Raw genomic sequence first — 15,448 nt, 5'->3', positions numbered from 1 at the left:
TTGTGTTAACTTTTTGCCATGGCGGCAACCAGTTTTTTTCCGGTCCGAATCAGCTGGACAAGTTTGATCTTTGCAGGACAAACATAAGTGCAACAGCCACATTCAAAACACGCGTTAATATGATATCGGATTGCAATGGACGGATTATTATATCTCGCAGCCAAAGCAAGCCGTGTGGGAACAAGATTCATGGGGCAGGCGTCAACACAGCGTCCGCACCGGACACAGGAGGTTTCCTGCTCATCGGAAATCTCATCATGGGTCAGCACTGTGATACCGGAAGTCCCCTTGGTGACCGGAGTGGTCATATCTGAAAAGGCAAATCCCATCATAGGGCCGCCTGAGATGATTCTCGCCGCATCCTCTGTGATGCCGCCGCAGTATTCGATCACCTCTCCCATGGAAATACCAATGGGAACAAAAAGGTTTTTCGGATGTTTTATGCCCCTGCCGGAGACACTGATCACCCTGTGGGTCAGAGGCCCCTCCTTAATCACGCCCCTTGCCACGCTCGCTATGGTTGCGACATTGCTTATGGCAACCCCCGCATCTGACGGCAGCCCCCCCAGGGGAATCTCCAGGCCGAGTACGGATTTGACCAGTTGTTTCTCACTTCCCTGGGGATATTTGGTCTTTAACACGGCAATCTTTATCAGCGTCTTCTCAGTGGCTTGTTGCAGTTTTAGGATAGCCTCAGGCTTGTTATTCTCCACACAGATGACGATCTCCTTTGCTGCCACGGCACGACCTGCCAAAAGAGCGCCTGTGACAATGGCCTTTGGCGCCTCCCTCATCAGTCTGTCATCACAGGAGAGATAAGGCTCGCATTCACAGCCGTTAATCAGGAGGGTGTCAATCATCCTTGAATCATTCGGTGCGACCTTCACATGGGTCGGAAATGCCGCACCGCCCAACCCGACAATCCCTGAATTATGAATTATCTTGGCAATGGTCTCAGGGGCATAGATTGAAATACAGTCCCTTGGCCAGTCCATTGCTGTCATCTCATCCCATAATCTCTGAGGGTTGATCTGATCACCTTCAGTCTTAATGGATATGGCAGGAAGATGCATGCTGTTGGGCAGGGTGACCATTCCGATTTTTTTTACTTTTCCTGCAACAGGTGAATGAAGGGAGGCTGAAATAAATGCCCTGCCGACCCCGACAACTTCTCCATATCTTACGATCTGCCGCGGCTTCACAACAGGTTTGCACTGCGCCCCTATATGCTGAAGCAATGGTAAGACAACAGTTTCAGGTGTCTGCATCACTTCAACTTTTGATTCGGCTGATAAGCTTTTATTATCAGGAGGATGGATGCCATGGCGAAAATTGCCGGTACCTGGAAAACCTTTTAACCTGAATAGACCCATAAGCCAGTATTACCCTTTCTCATGTTTTCATCTAAAAATAATTATTGAACGACCCAGACAACATGACCCTCCGCATATCTGAAAATCCTGTTGCCAACCCTGTTTAACATCATTCTTTTCAAAGTCGTAAGCGCCCGTCTTCCAATAACAATGGTACCGTAACCACCATATTTGGCCTTATTCAGGATACAGCGCGTGGGATCTTTTTCATCCTCTATAATCTCAAAGGAGACCTGATCAGGGGAAAAGCCTGCTTCTAAAAAATAATTCACAGACAAATCAAACAGTTCTGATGGAGATTTTTCCGGGGGGGTTCGGAACATCCTCAGGGGCTGTTGCGAATGACATAACAACAATTTGCATCCGCTGGTATCAATCAGGGAACTCATGCGTTCTACAGCCTTCATAATCTCCCGGGTCCCGTCAAAGGCAACCAGGATATTTTTATGGGAAGGTTTTCTTCCGACAACGATCAGGGGAATATTTTTAATTTTTCCCAACAGTCTGATTGGCAACGTATCTATGAAAAAGTCCTTTATCCTGCTGTGCCCCTTCCGTCCGATAATCAGAGCGTCATATCCCTGATGGGATTCTTCAATGATATCCTGGATAATTCCCTGATTTTTTCTATAAATCACCGTATGAACCGAATCTGACGGGAAGCCTGAGTCTGTCAGCACTTTTCGGGCCTTTTCCATGGCAAGGTTGACTGTTTTTTTCCTTGTTGCCATGCTGGCTCTGATTTCAGGTGTATGAAAACGGAAGTCAAGTTCCTTTTCCATATGCCAGAAGGATATGGGCAGCTTCGTTTCCACATAGAAAATAACAACTTCAGTTCTGTCACTGGGAAAAACTGTTCCTATGTATTGCACTGCATCCAAGGCGAAATTTGAACCGTCATAGGCAAGCAGAATCTTAATTTTTTTTAACTCTGTCATGGCAAATAATATCCTGTTTTAGTTTACACCATGGATCGGGGCTGACCAAATGTTATTTTTATCACCATAGTCGTATATTACCATAGTTATATATTAAACATTCACCCATAAATACAAAAGGATTACCTATAGTTCTGTAACCATACCATCATCATAAGGCTGTCAGTTTTCCATACAATCCTCTTATACGATGGAGAATTTTCCATATGCTCTCCCACATCACACCCCAAAACATGGAAAACATGCTCCAATTTTTCAAACCGTTTTCTATATCAGATCATATAACAGAAAGCAAGAAAAAAAATCATAAAAAATAAATGAAAAATTTTAAGCGTTATTTTCCATTTATTATCATAATGTTAAATAAAACCAGCAGATCAAATTCTTTTTTGTTTCAGATGGCATTATCCGGCGTGCGGAAATGGAGCGAAGCGGAATTTTCGCAATTCAGATGACAATTATCCGGAGTGCGGAAATGAAGCGAAGCGGAATTTTCGCAATTCAGATGGCATTATCCGGAGTGCGGAAATGAAGCAAAGCGGATTTTTCGCAATTCAGATGGCATTATCCGGAGTGCGGAAATGGAGCGAAGCGGAATTTTCGCAATTCAGATGACAATTATCCGGAGTGCGGAAATGAAGCGAAGCGGAATTTTCGCAATTCAGATGGCATTATTCGGAGTGCGGAAATGGAGCGAAGCGGAATTTTCGCAATTCAGTTGGCATTATCCGGAGTGCGGAATTTTCGCAATTCAGATGACAATTATCCGGAGTGCGGAAATGAAGCGAAGCGGAATTTTCGCAATTCAGATGGCATTATCCGGAGTGCGGATTTTTCGCAATTCAGATGACAATTATCCGGAGTGCGGAAATGGAGCGAAGCGGAATTTTCGCAATTCAGATGACAATTATCCGGAGTGCGGAAATGGAGCGAAGCGGAATTTTCGCAATTCAGATGGCATTATCCGGCGTGCGGAAATGGAGCGAAGCGGAATTTTCGCAATTCAGATGGCATTATCCGGCGTGGGGAAATGGAGCGAAGCGGAATTTTCGCAATTCAGATGGCATTATCCGGAGTGCGGAATTTTCGCAATTCAGATGACAATTATCCGGAGTGCGGAAATGAAGCGAAGCGGAATTTTCACAATTCAGATGGCATTATCCGGCGTGGGGAAATGGAGCGAAGCGGAATTTTCGCAATTCAGTTGGCAATTATCCGGATGACCGACAAGACGGGGGTTATTGTCGAAGGACATCCGGCGGCTGTAGCCTCTGACCTTATGATCGTGAGGGCACTCTTCCCGTTCATCGGCCAGACCTGTCCGAGGACGTACCGACGGCTTTCCGAGCCGTGGTCGTATCTGTTGGAACGGCAAAGCCGTCCGCACGGAGCGTAAGGTGTGCCGTTTTCGTCATAGCCCCGGGACGGCAACGCATCTTCGGAGAAATTTTTGTTGCGGGGATTGTGGCTTATGACAGGGATTCCTCTGTTCTGACGGATTTTCCCGTAAATATCCTTCCGGTCATACGGACAGGCAAAAGACGCTGAAAGATACGCTGTTACGAAGAGCTGATGCCGCCAACAGTCATCCTTGAAACCTTTACCGTGGGCTGTCCCAGGGATACAGGAACCCGCTGCCCCTCCTTACCGCAAGTTCCCCCGGCTTCTGCCATTTTAAGATCATCCCCTACCATGACAATGTTTCTCAGCACCTCGGGACCGTTACCGATGATATTGACATCCTTGACCGGTCTTGTCAGCCTGCCGTCTTCAATCAGATACCCGGATTTTACATAAAACGTGAAATCTCCCGCGCCGATAAGCACTTCGCCGTTGGTAAATGTTTCAGCATACAGCCCTTTTTTAACACTGCGGATGATCTCTTCTTTTTTGTGCGGTCCCGGGAGCATATAAGTGTTTCTCATACGGGGTATCGGCGCAAAACGGAAGGACTGGCGTCGGCCATTGCCTGTGGGCTTCACCTTGTAATGCCTGGCGCTGATTCGGTCATGCAGATAATTCCGCAGCACGCCTTCTTCCACAAGATAAGTCTTTTCCGTGTCATTTCCCTCGTCATCCACGTTCACAGACCCTCGGACATTGGGATTTGTGCCGTCATCCACAATGGTGACGAATTTTTCCGCAATCGGTGTGTTCATCTTGTCGGAAAAAATTGAAACTGCTTTCCGATTAAAATCCGCTTCCATGCCGTGGCCGATTGCCTCGTGCAGAAGTATGCCGGAACGGCCTGCTGCCAGAACCACCTCCATTTCTCCGGCATCAGGCTTCACCGCGTCAAAAAGCGCCACGGTTCGGCGGACAGGTTCTTTTGCCAGCCGGTCAACGATCTCCGGTGTTAAAAATTCAATACCATTGCGGCCTGACAGATTTAGATAATTCTGCTCCCGCCGGCCCTTTTGTTCGGCTGTGCAGCTAACGGAAATTTGTACCATGGGCTTATAATCATGCACAATTCTTCCCTCGGAAGTTGCAATCAGAATATAGGCGGTTGCGTCACTAAATGAAATATTGCATTTAATCACCCGGTTATCCTGGGCAAAGACTTTGTCATTAATTTGTTCCAGAAAAGGAATTTTCTGATCAATGGAAACATCTTCCCAGGATGTTTCAATAGGATAATAATTCGGAATCTTATGTAATTTTACCTGGGCAGGTTCAGTTTTTTTACCTGAATCCGCAATGTTTGCAGCGGTTTTTGCCGCCAGTTTCATGGCCTCGGGCATCATTTCATCTGTAAAAGAGTAGCCGGTCTGGTCGCCTTTTAAAACACGGATGCCCACACCGAGAACCGCCCTGTGACTGGCACTGTTGACAGCCTTGTCCTGTAGTCTGATATGATTTCCGATGCTGTGCTGAAAAAACAGGTCACAATAATCGCCCCCTCGGGACATCGCCAGGGACATGATATCATGGATAATTTTTTCATCAACACCAAACTGATTGTAATAATATGCTAAGTCCATTTGTGATTTGCTATTGACATCCTTTTTTATCTACAAGGATTAGTGATAAGCAGGGATTAAAAGAGAGCCGGAAAAAAATCCTTGCTTATCGCTAATCCATGTAGATGATACAAAAATGAAACCTGTGGCCTACGAACTGACATCCAGTATCTCTTCAATTTCTCTCAGACTTTTAATATGAAATGCCCCGTCAAGGGAAGGATTGTCATATGCAATCAGAGGGATGTTTGCCCCTTTTGCCGCTATTTCATCCAGTTGCGAATCGCCTACATAAACCGCCTGATGCGACTCGGTCTTAAAATGCTCTAAAATTTTGACGAGCTCATCAGGATAAGGCTTGGGACGGTCCACATCAAGGGCTGTGACAACTAAGTCAAAATCATCTTCAAGACCGAATTCAGACAGAACCCGATCCATTGTATCTGTCCGGTTTGTGGCAATGGCTGTTTTGTATTCGGGTCTCAGGTTTTCAAGCAGCGGCTTCAGATAAGGTTCGATTTCCATCTCTTTGAAAAAGGGATCGTAGCTCATGGCTTTTCGGTAAACATTTGCGGCTTCACGTTCCTTTTCATCATCAAAAAGATTGGCAACAGACTCGTTCACGGTATGCATATGGACAAAATCAAACTGCTCAGGTGTCATTTCAGGTTTGCCAAAATGCGCCAGAATCCGATTATAAAAAGCAGTATTTGCCTTTACTGTGTCAAACATGACGCCGTCACAGTCAAAAATAACAAGTTTGATATCTTTCATAGCGGGCTTTTTTCCCTTTTTTCTTTATCGAAAAAACCGGGTGTTTCATAAGACCCGGTTTTTTTTCTGAGACACGGACTATTTCATTGTTTTATCTTTGGTGTCAGAGGGTTTCTTTTTAGGTTTGGGATCGGAAATATTGCCATAAACACTTATCTTAATTTCCGGCTTAACCTTGCTGTCTGTTTTCAGGAGAACCGTGTCAAAATAACGGCCTTTTTCTTTTTTCATATTTTGAATCGCCAGCAGGTATTCATCCCCTTTTTCCTGTTTTTTTTCCTCCAACTTTATGCTGATGTTCTCTCCCCTTGATGCCTTGGCTTCAACAATCCTGAACGGATATTTCTTTTTAGGTACAATCGTAACAGATGAGCTGATCTGATCTCCCACCAGACCGTTCAGCCTTACTCTCTTGGGGGTGATGTTGGCAAACTTCTCCACATGGGTCGAAATTGTCAGTTTAAGTCTCGGATGCTTTTTATCATTTGTATGGACAGTTGCGCTTTTCGTCAGTTTTCCGACACGACCGGTTGTATTCACTTTGACAGTAACATTTCCCTCACCACCGGGAGGGATATCCCCTTTTGTATAAGAGGTCGCTGAACACCCTCAGCCCGTTCTGACTTTTTTAATTTTCAGCGGAGCAGTGCCTCTGTTCTGTATGATAAATGTATGACTGACACTGTCCCCCTCAATAGCAGACGGAAACTCAATTTTATCTGACGGCACAAACGCGGACGGAACATCCTGAATTTCAAGAGACAACTGACTTTCGACAAGCGGCCGACTTTCGTTTTCGGCTCCGAAAGAAACCGATACAAAGAGCAAAACACAACTTGCAAAGGCAGTGACAAATGTTTTCAATTTCATAGCTAACTCCTTATAACATAATGGATTAACAGTTATCTTCCCTCACCCGGAAACTCATGGTGACAAGATAACATTTTTCAACTATAAAAAAAATAATTTACACTTTTTCAGAAAATGTCAAGACCTGCTTATTTAAATCATGCTTCTTTTTCGCATGTCTGACGTATGAAAAACTTTTGGAATTTTATTCTTCGGATACTTCTTTTGTGCTTTTTACAGTTTTTTCAATAGTATTATATATATTTTTAAATGCTTCTGAGAAGGTCGTCGGAGAGACTCTCCCGGTTTCGATAAATTTGACAATAATTTCTTTAGATGCTCTGAGAATCTGTTCATCAACATTTCCCATTTAACCCTCCTTTTTTTGTAACTGGAAACTTGAAACTTGAAACTTGAAACTTGAAACTTGAAACTTGAAACTTGAAACTTGAAACTTGAAACTGGAAACTTGAAACTGGAAACTGGAAACTGGAAACTGGAAACTGGAAACTGGAAACTGGAAACTTGAAACTTGAAACTTGAAACTTGAAACTTGAAACTTGAAACTTGAAACTTGAAACTTGAAACTTGAAACTTGAAACTTACAGGTCAGATTCTGTTTGAAAAGTCCCGATAGGGACAGCATATTTGTAGCATAATATCCTCCTTCCCTCCCGAGTCCCGCGCGGGGACAACATATCTCTGCAAATATACCGTGCCTATCGGGACTTTTCAAACACACCCTCAGCTAAATCATTGACAGGTTCAGTTCTCAATTCTCAATTCCCAATTCTCAATTCTCAATTATAAGGCGTCAGGCTTTCAAAGCCATCTTTGGTGACAAGGATGGTTTGTTCAAACTGTGCGGAAAGCGATCCGTCCTGAGTCACGGCGGTCCAGTTGTCTTTAAGGACACGAAGTTCTTTTTTCCCGAGATTGATCATCGGTTCGATGGTAAATACCATACCGGGTATCAGGACAATCCCTTCTCCTTCCTGACCGTAATGCGGAATTTGGGGAGACTCGTGAAAATCAAAGCCCACACCGTGTCCCACAAATTCTCTGACAACTGACGCTCCCTTTCCTTCTGCATAATTCTGAATGGCCCAGCCAATATCACCAATGGTGTTTCCGGGTTTCACCATTGATATGCCTAATTTCATGCTTTCCTTGCATATCTCAACAATTTTTTTTGCATCCGGCCCGGGGGTTCCTACAAAAAAGGTTTTATTGGCATCAGCATAATATCCGTTCAAAATAGAGGTGACATCCACATTGGCAATATCCCCTTCTTTTAAAACCCTTTCTCCGGGGATTCCGTGGCAGATGACTTCATTAACGGAAACACAAACGCTTTTGGGAAATCCCCGATAGTGAAGCGGGGCAGGCGTGGCACCGTTTTTAATGGTGTATTCATGAACCAGGGTGTTAATCTCATTGGTGGTCATTCCCGGTTTTATTGCTGCCTCCACCAAGTCAAGGGTGTCCAGTACCAGACGGCCGGCTTTTCGGATACCTTGAATATCATCCTCGCCTTTTAACCGGATTCTGTATTTTTTGTAATACAGGTCCTTATTACTTTGAAACCCCTGGGTTTTCTCTTTGCGGAGACAGCATTTTTTATACTTCAGTCCGCTTCCGCAGGGACAGGGATCGTTTCTGCCTATTTTCAGCTTTTTTTTGTTTGTCTGGAATTTCATCATTTAACCCATTGTAAAAGTTGATTTAAGTGTTAAGTGTTAGGTGTTAAGTGTTAAGTGTTAGGTGTTAGGTGTTAGGTGTTAGGTGTTAGGTGTCAGGTGTTAAGTGTCAGGTGTTAAGTGTTAGGTGCTAAATGTTAGGTGCTAAATGTTAGGTGTTAGAAAAAGACTCTGAATCTTTTATGTTTCGTTGAGACCGCAGAGCCATGGCTCTTAGCTACAGGGATTTTGTATAAGAAATGCTCATGAAAAAGCCGGGTTTTCCCCCGATCATGAAAATATGTGGTAAAAACAGAGAAAAAACCCGGGTTTTCCAAATGTATTTTCATGGTAAAGGATTCAATGCCTTTTTTATCATCCTCTTCTTATATGAAATCCTTGTGGCAAAATAAAAACAATTTTTATAATTTTCTATACCAAAAAAGTACAGGGAAGAGAGATAAGAAAAAGGAATTATTTTCCTTTTCTTATCTCTCTTCCTTGTAGTTCTATTGTATTTTCCACCATATTTATTTCTTCATCTGTCAGGTTGTAAAGCTTATAAACCATCTGGTCAATTTCTTTATCTGTCTGACGGATTTGTTCTTTCAAGTGAAGTGCGTTGTCTTTCTCCTGCTCAAAGAGGTCCATGAGTTCAAACGCGTCTTTTTGGGCCAGTTTCACATTCTGTTTTCTGAGTTCTTTGCAAAAATTTTTGAATGAAAGGGTATGAAATGTTTTAAGCGTGTTTGAAACTTTTTCGGGGCTGTGGGCGGATTCAATAAATCGGATGAAACGATCTGTGTTTTTATGAAATTTTTTTCTGAGTTCCAGCATGTTGCCTGTTTTTTCTATGAAAGGCTGTTGACGATTTTTTGTTATTTTTTTTATGGGCAATGCCTTTAAATCCGCCATTAAAATTTGGGGAAACGCCTGCTGATTTGTTACCATTTTTTGTCTGATGTAATAAGTATATAGTTTTGAATTCAGAACAGCTAACAGAAAATTCAAATGACAGTTATCTGAATTTGCTATCAGAGAATATAACGTGCTTTCAGACAAGGCTTTGTAAGGCAGCAAAGAACAGCAAAGACGGTTCCCGGTTCTTCGGATTAAAATTCTTGGAAAAATATCATATTTTTTCCTGTCTTTTGTTCCCCCGACAATGTTCAGGTTTTCATATTTGCAATAATATTTATCATGTATGATATATTTGTTTATGCAGTTTCCTAACAGAAAAATATCAGGGGTCAGTTTTTTTTTATCTTTATGAAACAAAACTTTTTTTCTGTCCTTGACAACCATTCCTTTAAACAACATTGCAATGTCGCCAAGATTTTCAACATGATCATTATCTATTTTTTCAATAACAGGATCAACAGATTTTGTGATTTTTTTCAGATGTCTCTGTTTTGTGAATAAAAAAGAATTTGTTTCTGTATCTGATAATCCTTTAATAAATTTAAAGATAATGCTTCCTGTCACCGCATCTTCAAAAACCCGGTCCTCAAATCTGACGATGGCCTCAACAGCCCCGTTTTTGTAAATCATATTTGCACAGCCCGAATAGCTTCTTGTGTCAAACAGTCCTTCAGGGACAATAAACGATAAAACAGATTTTTCTTTCATCAGACCGATTGATTTTTCAATAAACAACACAAAAATATTTTTCGAGTTTGCCTTTCTGATACTTATAAATCTATCATTATAAAAAGCCAGATCCTGTGCCCGGGTATTATTTTTCGTCATGTTCAGATACGGCGGATTTCCAATGATCACATCAAACCCGCCATTTTCCATGATTTCAGGGAATGCTTTCTCCCACTGAAACGCTCTTTTTCCGGCCACTTCAGGATCATCTGTGAGTGAATTTCCGCATTTGATATTGCTGTCAAGGGCAGTGAGTTCCGAGCGTCTGTTTGCGGTTTTCAGCCACAGACTGAGTTTTGTGATTTCAACAGATTCAGGATTAAGATCAACCCCATAAAGATTGTTCTTTAAAATATGTTCGTCAAGTTTAAAGACTTCCAATTGTCCTTTTTGCAGTTTGGCAATCTGGTCGTTGACACGCTGTCCTTCTTTGTAAAGATAATCAAATGCCTGGTTAAGAAACGCGCCGCTGCCGCACGCGGGATCAAGCACTCTGATATTTGAAAGGCTTTCTTTGTATAATTGCCAGCATTCAAGATAATTTTTTATATTCCGATTGGATGATCTGATACCGGCTTTCTGTTTGAAATATTTTACAGAGTTAAAATCATCTTCTGTAAGTTCGGGCAGTTTGTCAAATCCGATTTCTTTTTTCCTGTACTCAAGCCAGCCGCCCACAGCCTGCTCCACAATATAGCGGGTGACATATTCCGGGGTGTAATAAATGCCGTCTTTTTTTCTTTTTCCCTTTTTTTTATCAAAGGACTGTCCGGCAATTGAAGATTTTATTTCCTCAATATCGCTTATGCTCTGTTCAAAGATATGACCCAGCACATTGACGTTCAGTTCCGAATGAAAATCATAGTTGGTGATTTCTGCAAGCTCGTCAAAAATATCATCTCCGATAATCAGCTTCCCGTCAAGCATTTCATCATACTCAAAAAGTCCGCCGTTAAATTTATTGATATTGTGAGACGGGCTGCCCTGATCTATTGCCCTGAAAAGGCTTTTCAACTGATCCCATAGGGTGACATTTACAAGCATATTCGGATTCCTGGCCGCGTCCATCATTTTTCTGAAAATCTGTTCCGGCAGCAACCCGAAGTCTTCACAATAACAGATAAAAATGAACCGATCCAAAATTTTCTGAGTTTTTTCCAAGAGTATGAATTCATCAGAATCCGCATTTTTTTCTTTTAAATGCTCATACAGATGAATTCTCAACGTTTTGTATTTTTTATAAAAGGCTTTTGATATCTTCTCCTGTTCCGCCTCATCTGAATTGTAGAGCAGGTCAATGACACTTTCTTTGTCTTTTTCAATGAGGTTTTTTCGTGAAAGGAGATACAGGAATTTTGTCAGCAATGCTTCATCTTCCAGATGCTGAATCAGGAATGATTCATATTCGTTCATGGAAGCGTTTCGATTATAAAGTCTTATCTCTTTGTAATTGCTGACAATGACCCATCTGCATTTTTTGCCGAATTTGCCTGCATACAAAAACGCCTGCTCAACTGGTGTGTAATTGGCACTTTTCCGCTTTTGCCTGGCATCCAGAGGGGTTCTTGCGTCTTTTAATTCAATCACTGCCCTGACATCTTCAGTCTCCGAGGTAAAAAAGCCTAACGCGCCGTCACTTCTCGTGGCATCTGTAATGGTTTTCTTTTCTCTGAACAAATGCCATTCATCCGGGCTTTCATGGATGGATTTGTAATCCAGGATTTTCCCGAAAATGTCAGATAAGAAAGCATCCTGGAGGGAAATTTCATTTTTCCCTTTTAAAATGTTCTCTTGAGACAAGGTCTGCCAGTTTTTTATTTTTGTCTTTATTTCAGAAAGGGAGGAATGCGCTGTCAGATCATCTGTTGAAACCGTATTCAGAATTAAACGGAGTTTTTTTCTGTTAAAAATATGTGTTGTGACTTGTGGCATGTTTTTTCACAATCAGACAAAAACCGGGTTTTTTGGAACAACCCGGTTTCTTAATGAAAATGCTAAACAGACGCTATGTGCAACTTATAATGCCACAAAGGCACGAAGGCGCGAAGGCTCACAAAGGCTCTTTGTGCCCCTTTGTCTCTTGTGGCATTCAAAAAAATGTGCGACTTTATAATGCCACAAAGGCACGAAGGCTCACAAAGGCTCTTTGTGCCCCTTTGTCTCTTTGTGGCATTCAAAAAAATGTGTGACTTTATAATGCCACAAAGGCACGAAGGCGCGAAGGCTCACAAAGGCTCTTTGTGCCCCTTTGTCTCTTTGTGGCATTCAAAAAAATGTGCGACTTTATAATGCCACGAAGGCTCTTTGTGTCCCTTTGAGCCTTCGTGCCTTTGTGGCATTTAAAAAAAAGTTGCATATAGCATTAACCAGGATTTATTCAAGAAATGTGCGACTTTATAATGCCACGAAGGCTTACGAAGGCTCTTTGTGTTCCTTTGAGCCTTCGTGCCTTTGTGGCATTAAAAAAAGTTGCATATAGCATTAACCAGGATTTATTCAAGAATCCAGTAGATATATTTCCTCATAAGATCAAAAGGAATGATGACAACGGACAAGATGAGAACATACAACCATTCCACCGGATACAGCCCGATGGTTCGGAACATATTCCCGCCAAAATAGGTGATCAGCACCTGAATGATAAAAATCATCCCCACCACCTGAAGGAATCCCTTGTTCTGAAAAATATGGTGAAACAGGTTAAATTCTTCCACACGGACATTGAATTTATTAAAATTGTTCAGGAAAACAAACATGGCAAAAAAGGCCGTAAGAAAAGCTTCCTGACTGAATGCGCCGTCTCTCTGGAAAAGAGATCGCATAAAATCGCTTTTCAGAAAAATAATGGAAAGGATGGCAATAAAAATCCCGTTACACAGAATAGAAGACCACATGCTCTTGGTAATGAGTTTTTCCTCTCTGGCTTTGGGTTTTTCTTCCATATGCTTGGGAAGCGGCGGTTCTCCGCTGAATGCCAACGCTGCCAGCGTGTCCATGATCAGGTTCACCCAGAGCAATTGGATCATTGTCAGGGGAAGTTCAAACCCCAGAAACGGCCCCAGAAAAGCGATCATAATCGCGCTGACGTTTACTGTAAGCTGGAACGTGATAAACTTCTGTACGGACCTGTAAATGGTTCTGCCGTAATGAACCGCATTGGCTATGGAATGAATATTATCATCCAGGATGACAATATCAGATGCTTCTTTTGCCACTTCGGTGCCGCTTCCCAGACCAAAACCGATATCCGCGTTGCTCAGGGCCGGACTGTCATTCACACCGTCACCGGTCATGCCCACGACAAGACCAATTTCCTGAGCCAGCTTTACCAGACGGGTTTTATCCTGGGGAAGACATCTGGACACCACCTTGAGATTCGGAAGTATCTTTTTGACTTCCTCATCAGAAAGCTTTGCCATTTCCGCAGATTCTATGGCAATGTCATCATCAGATGTTTTCAGTCCCACATCTTTTGCAATGGCCTTTGCCGTGCCGTGCCGGTCTCCCGTAAGCATGACCACATGAATGCCCGCACCCTGGAGGGTTTCAATGGCAGGTTTGGAATCTTCTCTCAGATCATCACGGATCAGGCTGAAGCCCAGCAGCGCCAGACTGTTTGACAGTTCATCTTCCGCAACCTCTTTTTCCGTGGTTGCCGCGGCAATGATCCGAAATCCGTCATCTGCTTTTTTATCCATCTGATCCGAAAGCGAGGCTTTTGTCTCTTCAGCCAGTTCCTGGATATTTCCGTCCGCATCGTAATAAAAAGAACATTGGGCCAGAATCTTTTCCGCAGCCCCTTTTACAAAGCTTATTTCACTGCTGTCTTTCATCTTCAGACGGGAAGCGGAAAATTTTCGTGTGGAATTAAAAAGAACCTGGGAAATCATCTCCAGTCCGTCTGAGTCATAACCATTTTTGTCAGCTTTGACAAATTTAAGCAAAGCCCTTTCTGTTGTATTGCCGCCCAGAATACGTTCAGCTTCCCTCTCTGCCCCGGGATTGACAACACAGGAGGTGTTTTCCCTGAAGGAGATGTTCAGAAGATGGCTGAGTTTTGAGGGCATTTCATCAAATTTTTTATAAGTATTCAGATGATCTTCGTTGTCTTCGTTTACCGAAAGAAAGCCCACTGCTTCCAACTGTCCCTGGGTAATGGTTCCGGTTTTGTCACTGAAAAGCAGGTTCAGACTTCCTGAGGTTTCGATGCCGAGGAGCTGCCGGACAAGCACGTTTGATTTCAGAAGCTTTTTCATGTTCTGCGCCAGCACGATGGCAATCATCATGGGAAGTCCCTCAGGCACGGCCACAACGATAATGATCACAGCCAGAATCAGTGCGGTCACAACATCTTTTATCACCTGTCCCCACTGGGAAAAGTAGAGTGCGAACTCTCCGGTATGATCCATATAGATCACTTTGAACATAAACGCGACTGCAATAAATGACGCGCCGATATAGCCGAATTTGGCTATGTCATCAGCTAATTTTGCGAGTTTCAGACGAAGCGGCCCGGGTCTTTCTTCAGACACCAGGTCTTTGGCAAGTTTTCCAAAATGGGTTTCATCACCCACCGTCTGAACTTCCATGACTGCCTCACCGTCTTCGACAATGGTGCCGCGATACACCACATGGGGATTTTCCAGATTTGTATCATCTGTATCCCCGGGGGTTTTGGTAACTGCTTCAGGCTCTCCGGTGAGCATTGCCTGGTTGACCTTGATTTTTCCCTGGATCAGTTTTCCATCAGCCGGGATTTTATCCCCTGGCTGCAGAAACACTTTGTCTTCGGCAACAATATCAGCAATTCCGATAAGCCTCAGTTCCGCACCACGAAAGACATTGATAAATATCCTTGAAGCCTCTTCCTGGAGTTTTTGGAAGGTCTGTTCATTCTTAAACTCGGAAGCGGTGGAAACGAGCGTTGCCAACGCCACTGCCACTGCGATTCCGACCCCCTCATACCATTCGGTAAAACCGAGAATTGCAAGCACAATCACAACCACGAGTGCAACCACAAGGATAACGATCATGGGATCTTTAAGATTATCCATGAGTTTGTCCCAGAAGGTTTCCACTTCCTGAACCGTGAGCTGATTTGTGCCGTGCTTACGCCTTGATTCTTCGACTTGCTGGTCCGTAAGCCCCTTGATCTTAATCATTCATTTTCCTCCTCAATAAGTGTTGAATTCATTTGTTTCATATAAAAACAGGCCCCTTTC

The 15,448-nt window shown here is 43.0% G+C and carries 11 protein-coding genes; 1 reads left to right on the top strand and 10 read right to left on the bottom strand.

From position 1 onward, the window contains the following. Positions 1–5: 5 nt before the first annotated feature. Together rsxC and dnm_RS08285 are read right to left on the bottom strand one after the other, a co-directional pair. On the bottom strand, positions 6–1,373 hold the full coding sequence (gene rsxC, locus dnm_RS08290; protein ID WP_207682204.1) for an electron transport complex subunit RsxC: 1,368 nt from the start codon (positions 1,371–1,373) through the stop codon (positions 6–8). Positions 1,374–1,414: 41 nt separating this feature from the next. Continuing rightward, positions 1,415–2,311, bottom strand: a complete 897-nt coding sequence (locus dnm_RS08285; RefSeq protein ID WP_207682203.1) for a universal stress protein — start codon at positions 2,309–2,311, stop codon at positions 1,415–1,417. A gap of 581 nt (positions 2,312–2,892) precedes the next feature. On the opposite strand from dnm_RS08285, the gene dnm_RS08280 reads away from it, so the two are divergent. Further along, complete coding sequence (locus dnm_RS08280; protein WP_207682202.1) at positions 2,893–3,534, top strand: hypothetical protein; 642 nt, start codon at positions 2,893–2,895, stop codon at positions 3,532–3,534. Positions 3,535–3,870: 336 nt separating this feature from the next. Here the strand turns inward: dnm_RS08280 and dnm_RS08275 are convergent, their stop codons facing one another. The 8 genes from dnm_RS08275 to dnm_RS08235 all read right to left on the bottom strand — a co-directional run bounded on the left by dnm_RS08275 (position 3,871) and on the right by dnm_RS08235 (position 15,388). Continuing rightward, complete coding sequence (locus dnm_RS08275) at positions 3,871–5,295, bottom strand: TldD/PmbA family protein (RefSeq protein ID WP_207682201.1); 1,425 nt, start codon at positions 5,293–5,295, stop codon at positions 3,871–3,873. Between the two features lie 129 nt (positions 5,296–5,424). Continuing rightward, positions 5,425–6,048, bottom strand: coding sequence for an HAD family hydrolase (locus dnm_RS08270; protein WP_207682200.1), 624 nt, complete (start codon positions 6,046–6,048; stop codon positions 5,425–5,427). Between the two features lie 78 nt (positions 6,049–6,126). Beyond that, complete coding sequence (locus dnm_RS31210) at positions 6,127–6,918, bottom strand: OS_HP2 family (seleno)protein (protein ID WP_268815357.1); 792 nt, start codon at positions 6,916–6,918, stop codon at positions 6,127–6,129. A gap of 184 nt (positions 6,919–7,102) precedes the next feature. Further along, a complete protein-coding gene (locus dnm_RS08255) occupies positions 7,103–7,267 on the bottom strand; it encodes a hypothetical protein (RefSeq protein WP_207682198.1) in 165 nt (54 codons plus the stop codon). Continuing rightward, on the bottom strand, positions 7,268–7,543 hold the full coding sequence (locus tag dnm_RS08250; RefSeq protein WP_207682197.1) for a hypothetical protein: 276 nt from the start codon (positions 7,541–7,543) through the stop codon (positions 7,268–7,270). 154 nt (positions 7,544–7,697) lie between these two features. Further along, positions 7,698–8,600, bottom strand: coding sequence for a type I methionyl aminopeptidase (map, locus tag dnm_RS08245; protein ID WP_246556253.1), 903 nt, complete (start codon positions 8,598–8,600; stop codon positions 7,698–7,700). A 450-nt stretch (positions 8,601–9,050) separates the two neighbouring features. Beyond that, the gene (locus dnm_RS08240) at positions 9,051–12,158 is read right to left on the bottom strand and encodes an Eco57I restriction-modification methylase domain-containing protein (RefSeq protein ID WP_207682196.1); all 3,108 of its coding nucleotides are present in this window, start codon (positions 12,156–12,158) and stop codon (positions 9,051–9,053) included. Positions 12,159–12,718: 560 nt separating this feature from the next. Continuing rightward, positions 12,719–15,388, bottom strand: a complete 2,670-nt coding sequence (locus dnm_RS08235; RefSeq protein ID WP_207682195.1) for a calcium-translocating P-type ATPase, PMCA-type — start codon at positions 15,386–15,388, stop codon at positions 12,719–12,721. Positions 15,389–15,448 lie beyond the last annotated feature (60 nt).

The sequence above is a fragment of the Desulfonema magnum genome, assembly GCF_017377395.1.
In the GTDB taxonomy this organism is placed as follows: domain Bacteria; phylum Desulfobacterota; class Desulfobacteria; order Desulfobacterales; family 4be13; genus Desulfonema_C; species Desulfonema_C magnum.
Note: the sequence above shows the minus strand (reverse complement) of the source record. Positions and strands in the feature narration are given on the sequence as shown.